Source organism: Bacillus cereus group sp. BfR-BA-01523 (genome assembly GCF_022662615.1).
Classification (GTDB): domain Bacteria; phylum Bacillota; class Bacilli; order Bacillales; family Bacillaceae_G; genus Bacillus_A; species Bacillus_A mycoides.
This window is the reverse complement of sequence record NZ_JAKUDX010000007.1, coordinates 101,610-122,515: the sequence shown is the minus strand read 5'-3', so window position 1 is coordinate 122,515 and position 20,906 is coordinate 101,610. Positions and strand designations below refer to the sequence as shown.

The window sequence follows — 20,906 nt, the reverse complement described above, 5'->3', positions numbered from 1 at the left end:
ATTCTTCCTCATCTTAAAGTGGAACAAATTTATTACTTAGAGTGTCTAATAAGTGTATTTCTAACATTAGTTGTCCAGATTGGATACAACATATCCCGTTTGACATCTATTTTTATGTATTACAAAAAAAAAGAAAGGACTTATTATTCCCAAAAGTAAAAATATGTATTGTAATACTACGGTTAAGTATTACAAGTTTAATACTTTCACAGGTGAACCATTACAAGTGAAAACAAAAAAGAAACAACCCAAACCGTGACTTATCAATCATATAAAGTGAAACTTTAATCAGTGGGGGTTTTGTTCATCCCCCACTGATTATTAGCCTTCTCCAATCGGGCTTTTACGGGCAGCCCGATCCCTACCTAACTTCTTTGCTTCCGCTGAATTTTGAGGTGGGGGTCTTACTGCCCGTTGATGCGGGATAAACGTTTTGGATGTCCTTTAACCTGTGAAATTTTAGCTACAGTAGTATTGTTACCCTATGCCATCTTTAATTGCATTGGTATTTAGAATACCTAGACAAAATCCATATATTCTTGAAAGAGGTTGAAAATTTATGTTCGTTTTAAACAAGTTCTTTAACATTTTACATTACAAAAAGATTGTGCCTGTAGTATTACTTTCATGTGTATCACTTATAGGTTGTTCCAATAGTAACACTCAATCTGAACCACCTAAACAAACGAATCAAGCTAATCAAATTAAACAAGAAAATACAGGTAATCAATCTTTCGCTAAACTTGAAAAAGAATATGATGCTAAGCTTGGTATTTATGCACTGGACACAGGTACGAATCAAACTGTTGCTTATCATTCAGATGATCGTTTTGCATTTGCATCTACATCCAAATCATTAGCTGTGGGCGCTCTTTTACGCAAGAACTCATTAGAAGCTCTTGATCAAAGGATTACGTATACTCATGAAGATCTTTCTAATTATAATCCAATTACTGAAAAGCATGTTGATACAGGAATGACTTTAAAAGAACTTGCAGATGCTTCTGTTCGATATAGTGACAGCACAGCACATAATTTGATTCTTAAACAGTTAGGGGGCCCCTCTGAATTTGAAAAAATCTTGAGAGAAATGGGAGATACTGTTACTACTTCAGAACGATTTGAACCTGAATTAAATGAAGTGCATCCAGGAGAAACACACGATACCAGTACACCAGAAGCGATAGCTAAGACACTTCAATCATTTACATTAGGAACTGCACTTCCAATAGAAAAACGTGAACTATTAGTAGATTGGATGAAGAGAAATACAACTGGAGATAAATTGATTCGTGCGGGCGTACCAACAGGCTGGGAAGTAGCTGATAAAACAGGCGCGGGATCTTACGGAACAAGAAATGATATCGCAATTATTTGGCCACCAAATAAAAAGCCGATTGTTCTTGCTATACTTTCTAATCATGATAAAGAAGATGCTAAATACGATGATAAACTTATTGCAGATGCAACCAAAGTCGTGTTAAATACCTTAAAAGCTACGGAATAAATGATAATAGGTTAAAAGTTTTCTATTTTAGGCGGGTGTTTTCATCAAATAAAAATTTGATAGTGTCCCTAAAACATCTGGACTTTAATAGCCAACTAAAAAATGCAAACAAAAAGACCTTTAATCAGTCGTTTTGTTTGCATTTCCTTTTTCTAAAACTACAGAAAAGATAAGTACTATAGTTAACACCATAATAAACCTTACTTCACTTCCATCACTTACAAAAAATGAATACAAAGTATAAATTAAAATTAATATTCCATAAATAACTTTGTGCAATGAACTCCCCCCTTTTTGCCGTATATATTTTAGTGTAAAAATTTAATTCAAGCCCTATATCAAAATGAAAATAAAAAGCACCTGTGATATACACAAAGTGCTTTTCTCTTGTCAATTTATCTATTTTCACTATATTTATCTATTTTCTTTTTATAACTCAAATTTCTTCGAATCGTACTTTTCTAGAGTTTGCTGCAATTCATTTTGTTCATATGGAATATGTTTATCTGTCTGTACATCTTCAACATTTTCTCCACCTGTTAATAATCTCCTGTACTTAAAAGAGTGCCCTGTTAATACTGTTGTAATCATTTTGTATTGCCCTCCTTTTGTTTGATTACTTGTATCATAAAACAAGTATCTGAAGTTGATATGTAGTTTATCTAGAGTGTATGTAAATTTAGAAAATCTCTAATAAAATGTTTATGTTGTAACGTTACCACCAAAACTAGTGCTTCCAACACCATGATTTGAAGAGACAGTCACCCCTATTCTAGCTTGAATTCCTCCTATAGTTCTATATTCAGTAAAACCAGTTGATCCCTATAATATAAAAAGAGCACCACTTTTTGGATGCTCTTCGTTATAACTATATATTATTTAATTTCCTTCTTTTGTTGGTACCATTTTTCCTTCTTGAGAGTCTGTGCCCTCTGTTCTTTCAACAGTTTTTGCATGTTCTGGTTTTTCAGGGGCTCCCATTTCAAATCCAGGCTGAGAATCTGTACCTTCTTTTGTTGGTACCATTTTTCCTTCTTGAGAGTCTGTGCCCTCTGTTCTTTCAACAGTTTTTGCATGCTCTGGTTTTTCAGGGGCTCCCATTTCAAATCCAGATTGAGAATCTGCACCTTCTTTTGCTGGTACCATTTTTCCTTCTTGAGAACCTGTACCTTCTGTTCTTTCAACAGTTTTTGCGTCTCCTTTAGGAGTTGCTGGCACTGCATCTTTAGGTAAATCAAAGTTTTGTGAGAAAGACGTTGTTCCATCTGCACTCTGTGTAATTACTTGATTGGAACTATTTTCATTTGACTTTAAATTGTCCATTTTCGCATCATCTGCACCTACTGCACCTCCCGCTACCAATCCTGTACTTAAAAGTGCTCCCGCTAATAATGTTTTAATCATTTTTCATTACCTCCTGTTTATTTGTAATATTCATCAAAAAAGTATCTAGAGTTAATGTTTTAGTCATTATCTTTATCTACTTGCTTTTTGATTACATTTAGCATAAGACAAGAATCTATAGTTGATATGGACTGTATCTGGAGATTATGTAAAGAAAAATAGATGATCAATTGTATATCCTAATGGATGCTTAGACAAGATTGAAACTTTATATGAGTTTGAACAATTGAGTTCCCCTTTGTTTTTGGGTGTGAGGTTTTTAACTGGAGTGAAGTGAGGGACTAACCTTTTCTAATATGAAAGCAAACTTTTTATTATTACATTCAAAACACTGTAAATAAAGATGTTAAAAATCCGTGAACAAAAAACCACATCTCATTGATGTCCACCCCATCAGAAGTATGGAAGGGAATTAAATATAATCCTTCCTTGTCTTTATGCATTAAGATAGAAAAAATTATAAAGTGAAACTTTAATCAGTGGGGGTTTTGTTCATCCCCCACTGATTATTAGCCTTCACCAATCGGGCGTTTACGGGCAGTCGATCTCCCACCTAACTTCTTTGCTCCACCTGAATTTTGGGGTGGGAGTTTTACTGCCCGGCAAATAGCGGGATAAATATAGACTTAAATATTTTTTTGAAAGGATATTGTTTATTATATAAATTATTTAACGCTACAAGCTATACCAGCTATCATATTACCAACTGAAATACCACCAGGTTCCCCCAATGCTTTTCTTCAAATCTAAAACAAATGACAAGCCACCTCATGCCCCTTCGCAATCTCCACCATCTTCGGTACTTCCTGCGCGCATTTTTCAGTGGCGAATTTGCAGCGCGTTCTGAATTTGCAGCCGGATGGTGAGTTGAGTGGGCTTGGTACTTCCCCTTGCAGAATAATCCGTTCTTTGCCTGTCTTTGTTGGATCTGGTTCTGGCATGGATGAGAGTAGTGCTTGTGTGTATGGATGTGCCGGTTTTGTGTATAGGTCTTCGCTGTCGGCAATTTCTACTATGTTTCCTAAGTACATGACTCCGATTCTATCTGATATGTGTCTTACCATGGATAGGTCATGTGCGATGAATAAGTATGTGACGCCTGTTTCTTCTTGAATATCCTGCAGCATGTTTACGACTTGTGCTTGGACTGAGACATCTAGTGCTGAGATTGGTTCGTCACATAGGATGAAGTCCGGTTTTACAGATAGTGCGCGTGCGATGCTAATGCGCTGTCTTTGGCCTCCGCTAAATTCGTGCGGGTAGCGATATAGGTGTTCTTCTTTTAGTCCTACTTTTTTGAGAAGGTCTAGAATGATTTCTTTTCTTTCTTCGGCTGTGTAAGAGCCATGAATGTTCATCGGTTCGCTAATAATTTGGAATACGTTCATTGTCGGGTTTAATGATGCGTATGGGTCTTGGAAAATGATTTGCATTCTTTTTCTATATTCTTTTAGTTCATTTTCTTTTAGATCTGCGATATCTTTTCCGTCGAATAGAATGTTACCTGAAGTTACATCGTGTAAGCGAATGATACTTCTTCCTGTCGTTGATTTCCCGCAGCCTGATTCTCCTACTAGTCCGAATGTTTCACCCTTTTTAATTGTGAAGCTTAGGTCGTCAACTGCTTTTAATTGCTCTGTTTTTCTGCCGAATAGTCCTTTTTTAATAGGAAAATACTTTTTTAATTTCCGAACTTCAATTAAGTTTTCTTCATGCATGTGAATCACCTACCGCCCTATCGTTTAGCCAGCACATGGAGCGTCTTCCGTTTCCGACTTCAAAATATGGTGGACGTTCTTTTTCACAAATGTCCATTTTATGTGGGCAACGCTCTGCGAATGGGCAACCTTTCGGCGGGTGTAGTAAGTTTGGCGTTACACCTTGAATTGGCGCTAGTCTTTCTTTTACGCCGTTCGATATTTTTGGCAGAGAGTTTAATAGCCCTTTCGTATATGGATGATTCGGTGATTGGAAAATATCAAGTACATGTCCTTCTTCCATAATAAGCCCACCGTACATAACGATGACGCGTGTACAGTTTTGCGCAACAATTCCAAGATCATGCGTAATAAGAAGTAACGACATATTCGTTTCGTTTTTAAGTTTTTCATTAAGTCTAGTATTTGCGCTTGTATCGTTACATCAAGTGCTGTCGTCGGTTCGTCCGCAATGAGAAGGTCTGGGTTACAAGACATCGCCATCGCAATCATAACCCGTTGTTTCATTCCGCCGCTTAGTTCATGCGGATATTGTTTTACTCTTTCTTCCGGTGAAGAAAGACCGACTTGTTTTAGTAAGTTGACCGCGATATTTTGTGCTTCTTTCTTTTTCACTTTTTGATGCCTTATAATTACTTCTGTCATTTGCTTACCAATTTTCACAACTGGGTTTAATGCCGACATTGGATCTTGGGAGATAAGTGAAATTTGATTTCCTCTAATAGAGCGTAATTCTTTCTCCGATTTAGAAAGCACGTTTTCATTTTGAAAAAGAATCTCTCCTTCTTTCACTTTCCCCGGAGGCGTAACGAGGGCCATAACGGATTTCGCCATAACGCTCTTTCCGCTTCCCGATTCGCCAACAATCCCAACGACTTCACCCTTTTTCAAGCTAAATGAAACGCCGCGAACCGCTTCTACTTCGCCGTCTTCTATGAAAAAAGAAGTCTTTAAGTTTTTCACTTCTAATAGTTTTTCAGACACGCTTTTCACTCCCCCTCACTTAAAGCATTAGTTCTCATGATGAGCCCCTTTTGGCGCGAAAGCTTTTTTCAACGCTTCACCGATTACGTTAAAACTTAGTACTGTTAATAAAATAAGGAACCCTGGGAAGAGTGTTAAATACCAAGCTTCACCTATGTATCCTTGCGCATTATTTAGCATGCTGCCCCAAGAAGAATCTGGTTCTCTAATACCTAATCCTAAGAAGCTAAGTGATGATTCCATTAAAATCGATGTCGCAATTGTTAATGTCGCTGCGATTATAATAGTTGATAAAATGTTAGGAATGATGTGCCTTACAATAATCATCAATGATTTTTGTCCAGATACTTTTGCATATAAAACGTACTCACGCTCTTTTACAGATAACGTTTCTGCCCTTACGATACGCGCGGTATCCATCCACGTTAATAGTCCGATAATAAGAACAAGCGTTGTAATTCCTGGTTTTAAATAAGCATTTAATAACAGCATTAAAAAGAATGATGGAATTGACATAAGAACTTCAACAATTCGCATTAAGAAGTTGTCTAACTTTCCGCCAAAGTATCCACTTATTGTTCCGACTGCGGTTCCGATTGTAATGGAAACGACCATCGCTAGAAAACCAACCGCAAGGGAAACTCGTCCGCCATATAACGCTCTCGTTAAGTAATCCCTTCCGTAATCATCTGTGCCGAACGGATGACTCATACTTGGTTCTTGTAAACGATCTGGAATCGACATTTTACTAGGATCGTACGGTGATATGAATGCGAAAAGAGACGCGATTGTTAAAACACCCAGTATAATAACTCCCATTACTACAAACTTATTTTTTGTAAAACTATTTTTTATCGTTTGAAATCTCCTATTGTTCATTCCAAATCACCCCCTCATTCGAATGCGTGGATCTACTACGCCATATAAAATATCAGCAATTAAATTACCGAGAATTAACATGAACGATGATAATAATGTGATTGCCATAATAATTGGATAATCAAATCTAAAAATAGCATTCACCCCGAGTGAACCAAGTCCCGGCCATGAGAATACTGTTTCCGTAATGAACGCTCCGCCTACTAAACTTGGAATGGATAATCCGAAAATTGTAATGATCGGTATTAATACGTTTCGAAGTACGTGATTAAATAAAACTGTTTTCTGTGAAGCACCGTACGCATATTGAATTTGTACGTAATCTTCTTCTAATTGCTGAATTGTACTTGAGCGAATATATCTCATATAGACAGAGATGTTTTGGAACGCTAGCACCATGCAAGGTAAAATGCCGTGCTGGACAATATCCCAGAAGGAATCTTGACCGACTGTGCGCATACCCATACTCGGAAGCATGTTCAACTTTAAAGAGAATAAGTAGATTAATAGTAACGCGAACCAAAAGACTGGCATTGAGATTCCCACATAGGAGATGAAGTTCACAATGCGATCAAAGAACGAGTTCTTTTTCACACCTGTAAATAATCCAAGCGGTATTGCGATTACAAATGAGACGAGTAAAGATGATCCCATTAACCCGATTGTTGCGGGTAATCTTTCTGTAATAAGTTCTAAAACAGGACGATGGTTTTGAAGTGAGTATCCAAAATTCCCTGTTAAAATATTTTTTAACCATAAAAAATATTGCACGTAAATTGGTTGATCTAGCCCTAAACTTTTGCGAATACGCTCGACATCAATTGGACTCATATTCGGCGTTACAAAGTTTCGAACGGGATCGCCCGGCGCTAGTTTTATTAATAGAAAAGAAATAATAGAAATAACAAATAAAAGCGGAATTGCATTTAAAAGCCTCTTTGCAATTACTTTATACACAAACTTCCCCCCTCAAGATAAAGTGAAACTTTGATCAGTGGGGGTGTTCATCCCCACTGATTATTAGCCCGAACCAATCGGGCATTTACGGGCAGTTGATCTCCCACCTCACTTCTTTGCCTCAGTTGACTTTCGAGGTGGGAGTCTTACTGCCCGTTAATGCGGGATAAAGTGAAACTTTAATCAGCCCTACTCCCGCCTAACTTCCTCGCATTCGCCGGATTTTGAGGTGGGAGTCTTACTGCCCATTAAAGCGGGATAAAGAAGCTGATTTTCACCAGCTTCTTTACAGTTTCTTATTTCACTTCATAAATTTTCGATAGATCTTCAAACATTGTAACTGGAATCGCTTTTGCTTCTTTTAACCCATCAAACTTTTTATCTACTGCAATAACTGCTTTCGGATATGCGATTGGAAGATAAGGTAAGTCTTCTCTCGCTGTATCTTGGATTTTATGGTATAGCTCTGCGCGTTTTGTTTTATCTGTTTCAACTGCAGCTTCTTCCCATAACTTATCGAAGTCAGCATTTTTATAACGTGCATAATTGTATTCTGCATTACTTAAGAATAAGCTCTTATATGAATCAGGCTCTGGTCCCATTATGTAACCACCGAATGTAATGTCATATTCTTTATTCTCTTTATCTAAGCCTTTTTCACTTGCTGCACTAGCATCTAATGCATTCAGTTCAACTTGTAAGCCAACTTCTTGTAATTTTTGCTGTGTATAAAGTGCTAGACTTTCCATGATTTTATTATTCGTTACATACATAACGCGGATTTTTTCTTTATCTTTCACACCAGCTTTTGCTAATAAATCTTTCGCTTCTTTTTGATCATACTTATACTCTTTAATATCTTTCGCATAATACATAGTGTCTGGCGTTAAGATTGAATTTGCCGGTTCTGCAAATTGACTAGAAACGAACGCTGAGTTAATCATTTCTTTCTTATCTAATGCATGCGCAATTGCTTGGCGCACTTCTTTTTTCTTCATAAGATCTGTATTAAAGTTATAAGCTAAGTAGAATAATCTACCTTCAGGGAATGTGACCATTGAGAAGTTCCCAGTGCTATCTAATTTCTTAAAGTCTTGCGGTTCGATCATCTTCATATTAATTTGACCATTTTGCAATGAAACGTTTGCTGTATTACGGTCTTTTACAACGCGGTACACGACAGAATCTAATTTCGATTTACCAGCAAAATAATCATCGAATCGCTCTAACGCAACATATTCATCTGATTTAAACTCTTTTAACTTAAATGGACCTGATCCTACAGGTTGTAGGTTTTTCTTACTCTTCACTAAATCTGCTTCACCTTCAAATACATGTTTCGGAATTGGGAAGAAATCGTTCATAACCCCTTCGAAAGATGCACTTACTTGTGGTAATACAAATTGAGTCGTTAGCTCATCCACTTTTTTCACCTCAAGCGGCTTTCCTTTAAAAATAAAGTTTTCACGGCTTGAACTATTTTGCTTCTCATCTAGAATAGATTTGAATGTAAATACAATATCATCTGATGTAATTTTCTTACCATCATGCCATTTCAAATTATCCTTTAATTTTAAAGTCCATGTTAATTGATCCTCTGAAGGCGTAAAGCTCTCAGCAAGAACAAATTTTTTCTTACCGTCTTCCATATGATACAGCGGTGCATATAAAGCTTGCTGTATCGTTAATGACACTCGATCATTTGCATAAAGCGGGTTCATCGTATCTGGATTATCACTAACACCAACCGTTAACGTTCCTCCATCTTTCGGAGTCCCTGATTTACTAGTGTTCGCTTGCTTCGAAGAATCTTTCTCCCCTGAGCAAGCCGCTAATGCAATAAGTAATAGTAGGACAAATGGTAATGCAAACAACTTCTTCTTCATATTTCGACCCCTCTCGACTATTTACACCTATAAGAAAACTCGGAATTAATACCGAGTTTTCTTATAGGTTTTAAATTACCACTACCCTTATGTATTGTCAAACTTTTTCGCAAAGATAGACAGTTTGAAATCTATTAATGAATTCTTGCGATAAAGTGAAACTTTAATCAGTGGGGGTTTTGTCCATCCCCCGCTGATTATTAGCCTTCACCAATCGGGCTTTTACGGGCAGTTGATCTCCCACCTAACTCCTCCGCATTCGCCGAATTTTGAGGTGGGAGTCTTACTGCCCGTTAATGCGGGATAAAATATATTTATGCGGGGGGTAAAATAAAAAGACCACGAATAGGTTGCCTCGTAAAATGCGTTGAAAAACTAGCAGCCTACAGAAAGTTTCTCTGAAATGGTTGTTATATATAATTGAAAATGTAGAATGAGATTAAAGATAAAAAAACATTTTTAGGAGGTTATCATGACGTTTGATGAATTGAAAAAAAACAAACCAACAACCCCATGGGCTGAGCATGATGAAGATGGGGAATTTTTCACTGAAGAAAATATAAGTGCAACAAATAAAGTTCTCGACACTTACATTAACAATTTACAGCAATTAGGGGAGAATCCAACCGAAGTCGAAATAATGAAAGTCGTTAAAGAGGTAGTTATTAAAATAAATGAATTAAATATCGAACATGACCATTTTATCGAAACAATGGAAAGAGAAGATCTCTATGAATTTATCGATGCAGGAGCACAAATAGCTGGCTTAGAATCCGAAGAAGATATTACAGAAGAATGGCGGGAGTGGTAAAAAAGCTGCATACTTGATGTCTAAATTTACTCCTTCATAAAACTTTGTCCCTTATTCTCCAATTGGAAAATAAGGGACAAACAAAGACAACTCCAATAGAATCAAATACCAATATTTTTCTAAGTTCTTCTTCTCTAACTAAAATTAATCTATTTTCAAAACTCCTTTCTCTAATCAATTACCAAGGTGTTTTGAACATAAATATCTTATATTCTTTAATATTTATATCTTTAGAGTATTAAATAAACAGAAAAATAGCCGACTCTTTGTATAAAAGTCGGCTACTTTCTTATATATCAAATTATTCAGTATCTAATCTAGTCGTTCTCTAATATCAAATTAAATCCCCTTCAATATCAACACTTCCATCTTCATTAACCCAAAACAAAACTATATTTAACGGCTTAATGGCTAACGAGATTTTAGCAACGCATTTTCTATGATTTTCATTATTTGGTAATGCTATCCCAACAACCACGGCATTACCATCATTCATCTCCCTTGTTAAAATCTCCAATATTTTATACACGGCTGCCCCAACATGCGTCTTTACTTGATTATAATTAAATGGTTGCCCATAACGATTCGAATTCTTGTTAGAACTTGATTCACCCTTCGCTTCAATTATTAACTTCATCCCTGATTTCAACGCAACGATATCATCACCTTGTTCTTTCGTACTTAATTTTTGGATGATTTCAAAATCATGCTCAGCTAAATAATTACATACAAACTCAATTACTTCCCCTTCAAATAACATCTACAATTCCCCCAGCTTAAATTACTTATTAATTAACACTTTCAATTCTTCAGGCGTTAAAAAGGAACCATTCATACTTTTTCTATGAAGCATAGCATGGCAATTAGGACAAACTGGTATCAAATCATTCACATAATCCACCTCATACTCATTCCCTATTTCACTAAGTGGTATTTTATGATGAACATGAATGAATCCCTTGCCTAAAGAACCGTATTGTTTTTCAAAATCTATATGACAAACATGACAATAACAACCATGGTGTTCAATACATTTCTTTCTTGCTACAGCACTACGTTCGTACTGATTAACGACTACTGTTTTTCGATGTCCTTCCATAATAGCTAATTGTTCTGGCACTTCATCTGGATAAACTGATTTTGAACAATCTTCATTAAAGCACCGTTCAATATAGCTTAGTAAATCGACTTTTGACTCTAATTTCATTGGACCTTGAATATTACCTAACAATCCGTTTTCCCTTAACTTTTCAAAAGCTAAGTCATCAGACTCAATCTGTTGTTGTAAACACAAGCGCATAAATTTTTTTGTTTTTGCCTTTTGATAATCTTCTTTATCTATCCAAAACCCATCATCACCGTTAACTTTTCCCCATGGTATATTTACATCTTCCACAATACACTTAAATTTTATTTTCCCTATAAAAGCCGAACAATAAATGTAAATAACATCCCCAATTTCGTGATTTGCACTTTGGCTCCAATCAATATAATCATATTGATTAAAAGCACTTACTACGTCATATTTTTTCGGATTTGCTGAAATTATCCACTTCATATCCTTAACCCCTTTTTATATTAACTATAACAAACAATAGTCAAACTTGATGACTTTTTATATAAACCATACAAAGACATTCAGCCATTACTTCGGTGTATGTTATATCAATCGTCCCCTCAGGATGAACAATAATTTCTTCAATTGAACTTTGAAACACTTTAAACATATCCCTTCCTCACTACCTATTTATGTACGAGACATTATTATCATTCATATAGAGCATGAAACAAAAAACAGCCAACTCTTTGTATAAAAAGTCGGCTGCTTTCTTATAATTCGATCTCTCCCATGCGAAGAAGCTCAACAACTGCTTGTGAACGTCCTTTAACCCTAGCTTTTGCATTGCATTTGATATGTGCACACGCATTATAAACAAAAAGAACACCACAATCTCAATACACTTTCATATACAAAAATATATGAAGCACCAAATAGAGTAACTTTCAAACCAAATTAAAAAGACCACCAAAAGGCAGCCTCACAACTGAATCATAGTACCCATTCCATTCTCCACCGCTTTTTCATACAAATACTTCGCAACAATTATATCTACTACTGCTAAACCAACCGATTTGAAAATAGTAATCTCTTCATCATTCTCTCTACCAGCTTTTTCCCCGCTTATAATCTGACCAAGTTCGGCGTGGATGTCGCTCGCTTCAAATAATCCTTCTTTTATAGGAACTTGAAGGTCACCCGTTTCTTCGAGTGCTGCTTCTTTTGATTCGACTACTACTTTGTCAGCGCCCGCGATGGCGTGAGATGGTAGTTCTTGCATGCTCGGTCTGAATGAACCGACGGCGTTTATGTGGACACCTTTTTGTAGTTTTTCTGAGAAGACTGGTGTGGATGCATTCGTTGTTGTGACGATGATGTCCGCTTCGCTTATTGCTTCATTTGGATCCCTGTAGACGTAAGCCGGTTTGTTAAATGTCTCCTGGATATATTGCGCGAATGCATACGCTTTTTCTTCCGTTCGGTTATATAGGATGACTTTTTCGATGTCTCTAACTGCAAGTACAGCTTCTGCAATTCCTTTCGCTTGTTCACCAGTACCGATAATGCATAAGGTTTTTGCATTATGACGAGCTAAATGTTTTGTCGCTACTCCTGATAAGGCGCCTGTTCGAATCATCGTTAAGTACGATCCTTCTAAAAGCGCAAGCGGTTCTCCCGTTTGAAAGTCTGATAGCATCACAATCCCGTTTATCGTTTTCTTTCCTATCTTTTTATTATGCGGAGCTACCGTTACTACTTTTAAACCGAGCGCTTCGAGTCCTTCCGCTACTGAAGGCATAATTAATGCGGTATTTTGCCCGTTCGCAAATGGTAATGAGCCGCGAATTGGTGTGATCGTTCTTTCTGCTGAAAATTCTTTTAAAGCAAGCGCCGCGTATTCAATGACTTCGTTCATATTTACTAAGTTTCGTTGTTCGTTCGCGCTTATGACTAGCATATCTTTCCACCTCCTCCTTCTACTCTAACAAAAATCCCCTATTCAAATCATCTCTCGGGTCTACAACAAACTGATGAAATCCTGTAATAAATGCATTCCCCGTTACTTTCGGAACGACAGCTTCATATGTATCTACTGCGGTTACCGACAATACTTCCCCCTCGAATTTCCCGTTAGTAATGCATTCGTGGACGAAAATTTCTCCCTTTTGTAACGCAGCTTTTTCAAAAAGAGTTGCGATTCTTGCGGAAGTTCCTGTACCGCAAGGGGAACGGTCTACTTGCCCATCAGCAAAGATCGTTACATTTCGTAAAGTAGCGTCTTTTCCTTTCGGTTCATCTGAGAAAATAACTCCGTATATTCCTTTTAAATCTTCTTCAAGTGGATGTTTTACTTCCACTTGACTTTCAATGTAGTGTTTAATTTTACCGCCCCACGTTTGAATTGCAGCTAAATCTTTAAAATCGACTTTCAAACCAAACTCTTTACTATCCACTACAGCGTAGAATGCTCCGCCAAACGCGATATCTACTTGAAAGTCATAGTCATCTATTTTGATAGGAACGTCTTTCTTGTATACGAACGAAGGAACGTTTTCAAATGATACTGACTCTACTTCGCTCCCGTTAAATGTTGCGTACGCAATAACTTCCCCGGCAGGGCTATCAATAATGAATTTTTGTTTTTCCCCTGTCACTTCAAACATACCTGTTTCAATTCCAACTGTAATAACAGCGATAATTCCGTGACCACACATCGTACTCCAGCCTTCATTGTGCATAAATAATACGCCAAAATCAGCATGAGGACTTGCGGGCGGAGTAATGATACAACCGTACATGCCGTGATGTCCTCTCGGTTCATACATAAGAACCTCGCGAAGATGATCCAAATGTTCCATGCAGTATGCGCGTCTTTCTAATTGCGTTTCTCCCTTCACCTCTGGTACTCCGCCCGTAATAATTCGAAGCGGTTCCCCAGCTACGTGAGCATCAATTGTTGTGTATATTTTACTAACCTTCATTTCTATCTCTCCCCTATATGTTGATACTATTTTCATTGCAAGTATCATGCCAACGCATAGAGTATAAAGTGAAACTTTAATCAGTGGGAGGGGCTTCATCCCCCACTGATTATTAGCCCACACCAATCGGGCTTTTACGGGCAGTTAATGCGGGATAAATCTGTATACATTTTTTGAAAAATACATACTACTGTCTATTTTTTTATACAGTAGGTGATTATTAGCCCCAAAACAAAAAGATCCCCCGAAAACTCAGGGGGTGATTTAAACCATAACTTTGCCACTTAGATAAGGTTATGGTTCCCTTTAAAATAGCTTTGCGAAATTCGAGTTAAAAATCAAATTTATTCTTCACTCCCCAAGCTTTCCCACTCACTCAAATACATGACGTCTTGTTTTACTTTTTTCTTTTCAGGAAGTAAACATAGAAATTCTAAAGAATTGCCGTCAGGATCGTAAAAATAAAGATTTGCAGTCGGTGTCCAAGTTTGAACCATAGGCTCGGAAGGTTCAAGACCGAAAGCAGCCCTTGGGTTTATTCCTTTATTAAGAAGCCATTCTCTTGCATGAATGATTTCTTCATAGTTAACCTTGAATGCGAAGTGACTTGTATGGAATGCTTCTTCCGATACTTCCCAAATGCCCAGCATTTGTTCCTTCTTATTTTCTTTATCAAACCAAAAGAAAGCTACACGGCGTTCTTCAATAGTGCGAGCATGAAATAATCCAAGTTTAGTATAAAACTCTTTTGCCACTTCTAAATTTTTTGTTTTAACATGTGTTTCATATAAAGTACCTGGAAACAAAGCATATCCCTCCTTTATACTTTTAGAAATTCTTACTATAAATCCTATTTTAATAAACTAGAAATAGAAGTGATGTCGTATTTTCTTTAAATAGTTTTCAATTTCGTAGCCCTAATGCTGAGGAAAAACTACCACTGATTAAAGCTTCACTTTGTGAGAAGGGATTCTTCAAATTCATGATTCACGGTAATATTACGCTTCAAAACGAGGCGGATTTATGACTCAAATCACCCTGACCCATCAAACCCTAACCGCCACCACATCCGGCACTTGCCTTACAATCTCCTCACCAATCTTTATACTAGCCGTTGCGGCCGGGGATGGTGCGTTGCAAATATGCAGGGAATTGATACCAGGGATAATGCAGAAGTCATCAACCATATTTCCGTTCGATAAAATGGCTTGTGCCCTTACACCTGCATGGGTTGGTACGATATCTTTCTCTGTAAGTTCTGGTATTAGGCGCTGCAAGCTTTTTAGGAATGATTGTTTACTAAATGAGCGCACCATTTCTTTTATGCCTTCTTTCATATTTGGCATCGCCATTTTCCAAAAGCCTGTGTATGTCATTGTTTCCATGAAGTCTTTTATATCAAAGTCTGTTTTCGTATAGCCTTCGCGTTTGAAGCTTAATACTGCATTCGGTCCTGCATGTACGTCTCCGTTTATCATTCTTGTGAAATGAACACCTAGAAATGGGAATTCTGGATTTGGAACTGGATAGATTAAATGTTTTACGAGATGGCGTTTTTCTGGGACAAGTTCGTAATATTCACCACGAAACGGAACAATTTTCATATCCGTTAATATGCCTGTCTTCTTTGCAATACGATCACTATGTAAGCCAGCGCAGTTAATGAGAAATTTCGTTTTAAATGTGCCTTTGTTTGTCTCAATTGTTACAGCGTCTTTCTTCTCAGTAATACGCTCCGCCGCTGTTCCTAAATGTACTTCTCCCCCGCTTTCTTGAATTAAGCGAGCAAATGCATAACTTACTCCTTTATAATCAGCAATTCCGCAAGAAGGAACACGGATTGCCCCAAGTCCCTTTACATGAGGTTCAATTTCAGCTAATTCTTCCTCACCTATTTTTTCAATATGTAAATCGTTTTGTAAGCCTCTTTCATATAAGTTATGTAAAAGAGGAAGTTCGTCCTTTTCTGTAGCGACAATTACTTTTCCGCACATGTCATAAGCGATGTCATTTTCTTTACAAAATTGAACCATAGCTGCGTTTCCTTCTTTAGCAAACTTCGCTTTATAACTCCCTGGTTTATAATAAATTCCAGAGTGAATTACTCCACTATTATGTCCAGTTTGATGTTGTGCAAGTTCCTTTTCTTTTTCAATGATCGCGATTTTCGCACGAGGGAATTTTTTCGTTAAAGCCATTCCCGTTGAAAGCCCAACAATTCCTCCGCCAATAATTATAAAGTCATACATCCTACTTCCCCCTTAATATGATGAAAGGCAGGCCCTTTTTAAGACCCGCCGTACAAACTTATTTAGAAAAACAACCACGTTGACGCATTAGTTCTCTATATAAATCTTTATTTTTTTCAAATGCAGCTCTTCCGTGCATCCAAAATAAGTTGTTTAAAAGAACTAAGTCACCAATTGGTAATTTCAATGCATGTGTTGCTGGTGAGTTTTCAACAGAATATGATAAGTCTTTCAGATAGTTTGCTTGTTCAATATTATCTGGATAAGCGAACTGATCAATAAAGCAAATACATGGTGCGTTATTCACATCAAAAAACGTTTCACGATAGACGATTTCTTGCGCATTTTTACTTGGTGGCGCTTTATACGTAACCTTAACAGATGCGAGCGAATGATTTCTAAATTTATGAAGGTCTTCCCAATCATCTAAATGTAGTAAACGAGATTCTCCGCCTACTGCATTTTGCTCTTCAATTTTCATCATAAGAAGCCAATCTGTCGGCTCATCAACGAATGTACCGTCTGTATGCAGTGTAAACAATCGGTACGCTTGACGAAGGTAAGAATCACTACTATCCGTATCTTTCACATTAAATCTAGCATAGTACGTTCCTGTCATTGCATCAAAGTTTGGCTCCCCGATTAAATGTGTTAATGCTGTTGCAAATTTCACGTAGTCTGCTGGATCTGACGTTTCACCTTGTACCCCAATTGTAAATCCGCCCGTTTCACGGTCATGAACAATGCCGCGAATGTTATCCATAAATGATTGCCCAAAAATCTTTCTCATTCCATCCGCAAGATTAAATCGAGAATAAGGAATGTATTGTAATGACTGCTCTGAATGCTCTTTTACCTCTTCAAAAAACTGCTTAAGCAATTGCTGGTTTAGCGTAATATGATATAAACGTTTATGCTCTGGATGAGGAGCAATTTCATACCCCTCATATTTCTTTGCAAATTTCATCTTTGCATTTTGTTCTGTAATAATCGACATTTCAATTCCTCCCTAATTTAAATATGAAGAACTTATTGACGTTTTTTACAGACAGTTATCCTTATCTTCTTATACTGAGATTCGGTCTTACTGCCCTAACATCGAAAAAGCCAGTCATACGCATCCACGACATAAAATCGTAGAAACGTACAACTGGCTCATAATTACGAGTGTTCTTTAATCTCTTAAAGTACAATAATAATAGACAGTTTGTATGAAAATATTTGTAAAACAGGAAAGCAAGATCGAATATAGAGAAGGCTAATTTCTCGTATGGATCTTATTAATTAAATAATAATTCAAAATTTTCTAACTGTCAATTCGTTTTTTATTATTTTCTCTACATACTTTATACGTTTTAAAAATCCCTTACTTTCTACGCACCCTCTTTTTTTCATCTCTTGTTTTACAACTTACACTTCATTTAACTTTTTCATATTCCTTGCCTCCTCAATAAAATAAGCCAGTCGTATCTCTTTAAAAGAAATACAACTGGCTCTCGTTTATGGTTGTAAACTAGATAGTTTTTATGGTGTTGTTTCCTCGTACTCTCCCCTGGGCTGTTCATCATTTAAATAACTTACATATTGGCGATGTAAATCTTTCACCGCACTGACGATAGCATTTTGCGCTTTTCCTTGATAATGGTCCGTAATATCTTGAACGATTTCCTCAATACCATCTTGCAAACTATGTCCTCTCAACATTTGAGCGACGAAGTCTCTACCATGCTCTGTCGCAAGCGTACATGACGCTTCAATAATGACATGATATTTATGATCTGCCTCAATTGTAATTGTTAATGTTTCATACATACTGCGAACAGCCATACCTTTCGGAAGTCTCGAATGTCCTGCCATAAAAAAAGTCCCTTTACGCATATTTCATCCTCCGTTACTATGTTAAGAGCCAGAAAAACAATGTACACATTTGCATTGAATTTTACTACCCTTATCCTTATAGCTCGTACTTCTGCTAAAGAAGCTCAAGTGGAAAGAAGTTACTCTCTTCATTTTCAAACATAAATCTGGGCTTACAGCGAGGCTAATCACTGTCATCCGATAATAAGTTAATCATAATAAAAATAAACTGAATATTCAATATTAAACTCCGCGAATTTCATGAATAAAAAAAGAAAATTCTCTCACCCAGGCACATATACTGTTCAAAAGAAAAAAGGAAGTGGTCTCATGTATTACGGAACAAAAGGCTGGTACGTAGCTGAGCTAAAAAAATTAGGTGTTCGCTATCATGAAGGACGAAAACTAGAAAGTTACCGCGCACACGTATTACGCAATTTATTAATCGCACAACAAGAGACAACGAAAGAAGAGTAATTCACTAACAAAACAACTCTCGAGATATATCGTCTATTCAACAAATCCCGTCAAATCTCCCATCTAAACTACCAACTAATCACACATTGATACAAACCAAAAAAAGATCACCTACACAGGCATGCCCATCAACTTAAGAATTCAGAATCACCACAAAATGAAAAAATAAGCTTTTTTGTCACAAGTGTAGCTTTGTAAAAAAGATTGATTAAAAACATCAAACCTCTATAGATTTCTTAGAGGTTTGATGTTTTCTTGTTGGATATTTATGTTAATCTAACGATAAACATTGTGAAGAAATGTACTTCAACTAACGGGGCAGGTTAATTGAAGATTGCTTTGACCTTTGTTCAACAATTGGGCCATTTAGTTGAAGATCTCATCAAATAAGTAATGATATTTAAAGGAATAATTCATTCTGATAAAGAACATTAAAAAACGTGATGATAAGGAGGCGATTGTATGGCAAATCATGTAGAAAATCTATATAACTATCATGTATGGGCAAATCAACGGATTATTGATCATCTTAAGACACTTTCTCCTGAGAAATATCAAAAGGAAATGAAAAGTGTCTTTTCTTCTGTTTCAAAGGTTTTATCTCATCTCTATTTGGTGGAATATGGATGGCTTCATACCCTTGAGGGTCAGAGTATGAATGAAGCAATGCAATCTTCATTTCAAATTCAAGAAAAGATTGAGAAACTGCCCATTGAAGACTTAGAAACGGAATTTCACACTTTAACATCCCGGTTTAAAACCTTTTTGAACAGACAGGAAGATATGGAAAAGAGAATAATGTTGGATAATCCATGGGCAGGATTAAGAGAAACAAGTATATCTGAAATGGTCTTACACGTTGTGAATCATGGAACCTATCATAGAGGGAATATTTCAGCTATGTTACATCAGTTGGGTGATTCTTCAGTTATGACTGATTATGCTTTTTATTGGTATTCTTGAAATGTTATTCATTAAGGCTCAGTAAAATAATCAAACTTTTTTATAAAAATCTCATACTTAGCTAAAAAGGGTAACTCCATTTTGATCAATCTTTATTCAAAATGGAGTTTTTGTATTTGTTGTTAAATAAAAAAGGATAATCAGCCTCATAATGGACTAACTATCCTGTAATTTATTAATTTAATAAACGGGTGACTTTTCCTATTCACAAACAAGAATTTGTCTAGAAAATGATCCTTTTCTTGTGATACAGCGGTCTGTAATTTCAAATCCCGCTTCATGAATCATGTCGTCCATTGTTTCCATCGTGACAACGACTACTTTTTTTGCAATGCGGCGCGCACTTGAAAGAATTGAGAACTGGTCTTCTGGTGTTGCATGCGTAAATAAGTCGTACGGCATATCGATAATTGCAACGTCGTAGTTCTCAGTAATTTCCTCGATTGGACCTTTTGTTACTGTTCCTTCAAACCCAAAATGTGCGATGTTTTTCCTCGTTCCAAGAACCACAAGTGGATTTATATCTCTACCAACAATGTTAATTCCCATAGAAAGTGCTTCTACTACTACTGTTCCAATGCCGCAGCAAGGATCAATAGCTCGTACTCCCTCTGGATTTGGTACAGCGATATTTGCAACTGATCTCGCAACACGCGTGCTAAGAGATGTCGAATAACTATGCGGTTTTTTTATGTGATGATACCAAACTGGCTCACTTTCTACATAGTGTCCGAAGTACCAGCGTCCTCCAAGAGGAACAATCCCGAATACACGCTCTGGATTACGAACATCCGCTTCTCCTTCAATATGCATACCGAGGTCGCGTTCAATGAGACGTCTTTCCCCATATTCAATTTTATTTTCTTTCCCAAGATCATTGATTTTAACGAAGATAACTTTAAATGACGCCCCCGCCAAATCAATTTGTTCTACTTGTTTTAAAATACTTTCTAAGTCGTCTCCTTCATACATAACCTCAACGCGCTCTTTCATAAACGCACTTCTACTCGGATCAATTTTGACATCACTTTTCAAAATATTAACGTGAGACTCCATTCCAAAGAACGAGCGCATTTCCAAGTAACATAAAGCACGCTCCTCCTCACGAAATGCATACGTATATATACATGCAGGTGTTTTACTATGATTACTCAATCTATTATCATCCTTTAT

21 protein-coding genes and 2 pseudogenes are annotated in these 20,906 nt (G+C 36.8%); 4 read left to right on the top strand and 19 right to left on the bottom strand.

All coding sequences use genetic code 11. The features are described 5' to 3' along the window. Nucleotides 1-559: 559 nt before the first annotated feature. Nucleotides 560-1,507, top strand: a complete 948-nt coding sequence (blaIII, locus tag MR066_RS18645) for a class A beta-lactamase BlaIII (protein WP_242248137.1) — start codon at nt 560-562, stop codon at nt 1,505-1,507. 120 nt (nt 1,508-1,627) lie between these two features. Here the strand turns inward: blaIII and MR066_RS18640 are convergent, their stop codons facing one another. The 8 genes and pseudogenes from MR066_RS18640 to MR066_RS18605 all read right to left on the bottom strand — a co-directional run bounded on the left by MR066_RS18640 (nt 1,628) and on the right by MR066_RS18605 (nt 9,335). Then, entirely contained in the window at nt 1,628-1,786 is a 159-nt protein-coding gene (locus tag MR066_RS18640; RefSeq protein WP_002087303.1) for a hypothetical protein, read from the bottom strand. A 150-nt stretch (nt 1,787-1,936) separates the two neighbouring features. Continuing rightward, nucleotides 1,937-2,098 carry a hypothetical protein gene (locus tag MR066_RS18635; RefSeq protein ID WP_002150223.1) on the bottom strand — a complete coding sequence of 54 codons (162 nt, stop codon included), beginning with the start codon at nt 2,096-2,098 and terminating at the stop codon, nt 1,937-1,939. A gap of 288 nt (nt 2,099-2,386) precedes the next feature. Next, nucleotides 2,387-2,911, bottom strand: coding sequence for a hypothetical protein (locus MR066_RS18630; protein ID WP_242248135.1), 525 nt, complete (start codon nt 2,909-2,911; stop codon nt 2,387-2,389). 746 nt (nt 2,912-3,657) lie between these two features. Beyond that, complete coding sequence (locus MR066_RS18625) at nt 3,658-4,629, bottom strand: ABC transporter ATP-binding protein (protein ID WP_242248133.1); 972 nt, start codon at nt 4,627-4,629, stop codon at nt 3,658-3,660. After that, nucleotides 4,622-5,613, bottom strand: a pseudogene (locus tag MR066_RS18620) (ABC transporter ATP-binding protein). The gene MR066_RS18625 and the pseudogene MR066_RS18620 overlap by 8 nt, the downstream one beginning before the upstream one ends. 27 nt (nt 5,614-5,640) lie before the next feature. Then, nucleotides 5,641-6,492: an ABC transporter permease gene (locus MR066_RS18615; protein ID WP_219301369.1), complete on the bottom strand. Its 852-nt coding sequence runs from the start codon at nt 6,490-6,492 to the stop codon at nt 5,641-5,643. Between the two features lie 6 nt (nt 6,493-6,498). Further along, nucleotides 6,499-7,449: an ABC transporter permease gene (locus MR066_RS18610; protein ID WP_002035186.1), complete on the bottom strand. Its 951-nt coding sequence runs from the start codon at nt 7,447-7,449 to the stop codon at nt 6,499-6,501. Nucleotides 7,450-7,745: 296 nt separating this feature from the next. Further along, entirely contained in the window at nt 7,746-9,335 is a 1,590-nt protein-coding gene (locus MR066_RS18605) for an ABC transporter substrate-binding protein (RefSeq protein ID WP_242248131.1), read from the bottom strand. 472 nt (nt 9,336-9,807) lie between these two features. Here MR066_RS18605 and MR066_RS18600 point away from each other — a divergent pair, with 472 nt between their 5' ends. Continuing rightward, on the top strand, nt 9,808-10,146 hold the full coding sequence (locus tag MR066_RS18600) for a hypothetical protein (protein ID WP_242248129.1): 339 nt from the start codon (nt 9,808-9,810) through the stop codon (nt 10,144-10,146). 334 nt (nt 10,147-10,480) lie between these two features. Here MR066_RS18600 and MR066_RS18595 read toward each other — a convergent pair whose 3' ends face one another. The 10 genes and pseudogenes from MR066_RS18595 to MR066_RS18555 form a co-directional block, all read right to left on the bottom strand. Continuing rightward, nucleotides 10,481-10,906 (bottom strand): hypothetical protein, encoded by a 426-nt coding sequence (locus MR066_RS18595; protein WP_002087308.1) that lies wholly within the window; start codon nt 10,904-10,906, stop codon nt 10,481-10,483. A 21-nt stretch (nt 10,907-10,927) separates the two neighbouring features. Continuing rightward, complete coding sequence (locus tag MR066_RS18590; protein ID WP_242248127.1) at nt 10,928-11,704, bottom strand: HNH endonuclease; 777 nt, start codon at nt 11,702-11,704, stop codon at nt 10,928-10,930. A 40-nt stretch (nt 11,705-11,744) separates the two neighbouring features. Continuing rightward, nucleotides 11,745-11,873 carry a hypothetical protein gene (locus tag MR066_RS27220; RefSeq protein WP_277929049.1) on the bottom strand — a complete coding sequence of 43 codons (129 nt, stop codon included), beginning with the start codon at nt 11,871-11,873 and terminating at the stop codon, nt 11,745-11,747. A 103-nt stretch (nt 11,874-11,976) separates the two neighbouring features. Further along, nucleotides 11,977-12,074, bottom strand: a pseudogene (locus MR066_RS18585) (hypothetical protein); the annotation flags it as partial. Nucleotides 12,075-12,185: 111 nt separating this feature from the next. Further along, entirely contained in the window at nt 12,186-13,163 is a 978-nt protein-coding gene (locus MR066_RS18580) for an ornithine cyclodeaminase family protein (RefSeq protein WP_242248125.1), read from the bottom strand. A gap of 19 nt (nt 13,164-13,182) precedes the next feature. Continuing rightward, nucleotides 13,183-14,235, bottom strand: a complete 1,053-nt coding sequence (locus MR066_RS18575; RefSeq protein ID WP_242248213.1) for a proline racemase family protein — start codon at nt 14,233-14,235, stop codon at nt 13,183-13,185. Between the two features lie 296 nt (nt 14,236-14,531). Next, the gene (locus MR066_RS18570) at nt 14,532-14,993 is read right to left on the bottom strand and encodes a VOC family protein (RefSeq protein WP_242248123.1); all 462 of its coding nucleotides are present in this window, start codon (nt 14,991-14,993) and stop codon (nt 14,532-14,534) included. Between the two features lie 240 nt (nt 14,994-15,233). Continuing rightward, complete coding sequence (gene lhgO, locus MR066_RS18565; RefSeq protein ID WP_242248121.1) at nt 15,234-16,436, bottom strand: L-2-hydroxyglutarate oxidase; 1,203 nt, start codon at nt 16,434-16,436, stop codon at nt 15,234-15,236. Nucleotides 16,437-16,494: 58 nt separating this feature from the next. After that, nucleotides 16,495-17,433, bottom strand: a complete 939-nt coding sequence (gene glaH, locus MR066_RS18560; protein ID WP_242248120.1) for a glutarate dioxygenase GlaH — start codon at nt 17,431-17,433, stop codon at nt 16,495-16,497. Nucleotides 17,434-17,960: 527 nt separating this feature from the next. After that, complete coding sequence (locus MR066_RS18555) at nt 17,961-18,314, bottom strand: DUF3870 domain-containing protein (RefSeq protein WP_001225455.1); 354 nt, start codon at nt 18,312-18,314, stop codon at nt 17,961-17,963. 240 nt (nt 18,315-18,554) lie between these two features. Between MR066_RS18555 and MR066_RS18550 the strand changes: the two genes are divergently transcribed. Then, nucleotides 18,555-18,770 (top strand): YflJ family protein, encoded by a 216-nt coding sequence (locus MR066_RS18550; RefSeq protein ID WP_002030060.1) that lies wholly within the window; start codon nt 18,555-18,557, stop codon nt 18,768-18,770. A gap of 462 nt (nt 18,771-19,232) precedes the next feature. Next, entirely contained in the window at nt 19,233-19,733 is a 501-nt protein-coding gene (locus tag MR066_RS18545; RefSeq protein WP_001273686.1) for a DinB family protein, read from the top strand. 201 nt (nt 19,734-19,934) lie between these two features. Here MR066_RS18545 and MR066_RS18540 read toward each other — a convergent pair whose 3' ends face one another. Further along, entirely contained in the window at nt 19,935-20,888 is a 954-nt protein-coding gene (locus MR066_RS18540) for a TRM11 family SAM-dependent methyltransferase (protein ID WP_012260407.1), read from the bottom strand. Between the last annotated feature and the right edge of the window lie 18 nt (nt 20,889-20,906).

Coding starts and splice junctions, on each gene's coding strand:
- MR066_RS18605 (WP_242248131.1), bottom strand. CDS start 9,335: ATGAAGAAGAAGTTGTTTGCATTACCATTTGTCCTACTATTACTTATT.
- MR066_RS18600 (WP_242248129.1), top strand. CDS start 9,808: ATGACGTTTGATGAATTGAAAAAAAACAAACCAACAACCCCATGGGCT.
- MR066_RS18635 (WP_002150223.1), bottom strand. CDS start 2,098: ATGATTACAACAGTATTAACAGGGCACTCTTTTAAGTACAGGAGATTA.
- MR066_RS18590 (WP_242248127.1), bottom strand. CDS start 11,704: ATGAAGTGGATAATTTCAGCAAATCCGAAAAAATATGACGTAGTAAGT.
- MR066_RS18630 (WP_242248135.1), bottom strand. CDS start 2,911: ATGATTAAAACATTATTAGCGGGAGCACTTTTAAGTACAGGATTGGTA.
- MR066_RS18580 (WP_242248125.1), bottom strand. CDS start 13,163: ATGCTAGTCATAAGCGCGAACGAACAACGAAACTTAGTAAATATGAAC.
- glaH (WP_242248120.1), bottom strand. CDS start 17,433: ATGTCGATTATTACAGAACAAAATGCAAAGATGAAATTTGCAAAGAAA.
- MR066_RS18555 (WP_001225455.1), bottom strand. CDS start 18,314: ATGCGTAAAGGGACTTTTTTTATGGCAGGACATTCGAGACTTCCGAAA.
- MR066_RS18550 (WP_002030060.1), top strand. CDS start 18,555: ATGAATAAAAAAAGAAAATTCTCTCACCCAGGCACATATACTGTTCAA.
- MR066_RS18615 (WP_219301369.1), bottom strand. CDS start 6,492: ATGAACAATAGGAGATTTCAAACGATAAAAAATAGTTTTACAAAAAAT.
- MR066_RS18625 (WP_242248133.1), bottom strand. CDS start 4,629: ATGCATGAAGAAAACTTAATTGAAGTTCGGAAATTAAAAAAGTATTTT.
- MR066_RS18545 (WP_001273686.1), top strand. CDS start 19,233: ATGGCAAATCATGTAGAAAATCTATATAACTATCATGTATGGGCAAAT.
- MR066_RS18575 (WP_242248213.1), bottom strand. CDS start 14,235: ATGATACTTGCAATGAAAATAGTATCAACATATAGGGGAGAGATAGAA.
- blaIII (WP_242248137.1), top strand. CDS start 560: ATGTTCGTTTTAAACAAGTTCTTTAACATTTTACATTACAAAAAGATT.
- MR066_RS18595 (WP_002087308.1), bottom strand. CDS start 10,906: ATGTTATTTGAAGGGGAAGTAATTGAGTTTGTATGTAATTATTTAGCT.
- lhgO (WP_242248121.1), bottom strand. CDS start 16,436: ATGTATGACTTTATAATTATTGGCGGAGGAATTGTTGGGCTTTCAACG.
- MR066_RS27220 (WP_277929049.1), bottom strand. CDS start 11,873: ATGTTTAAAGTGTTTCAAAGTTCAATTGAAGAAATTATTGTTCATCCT.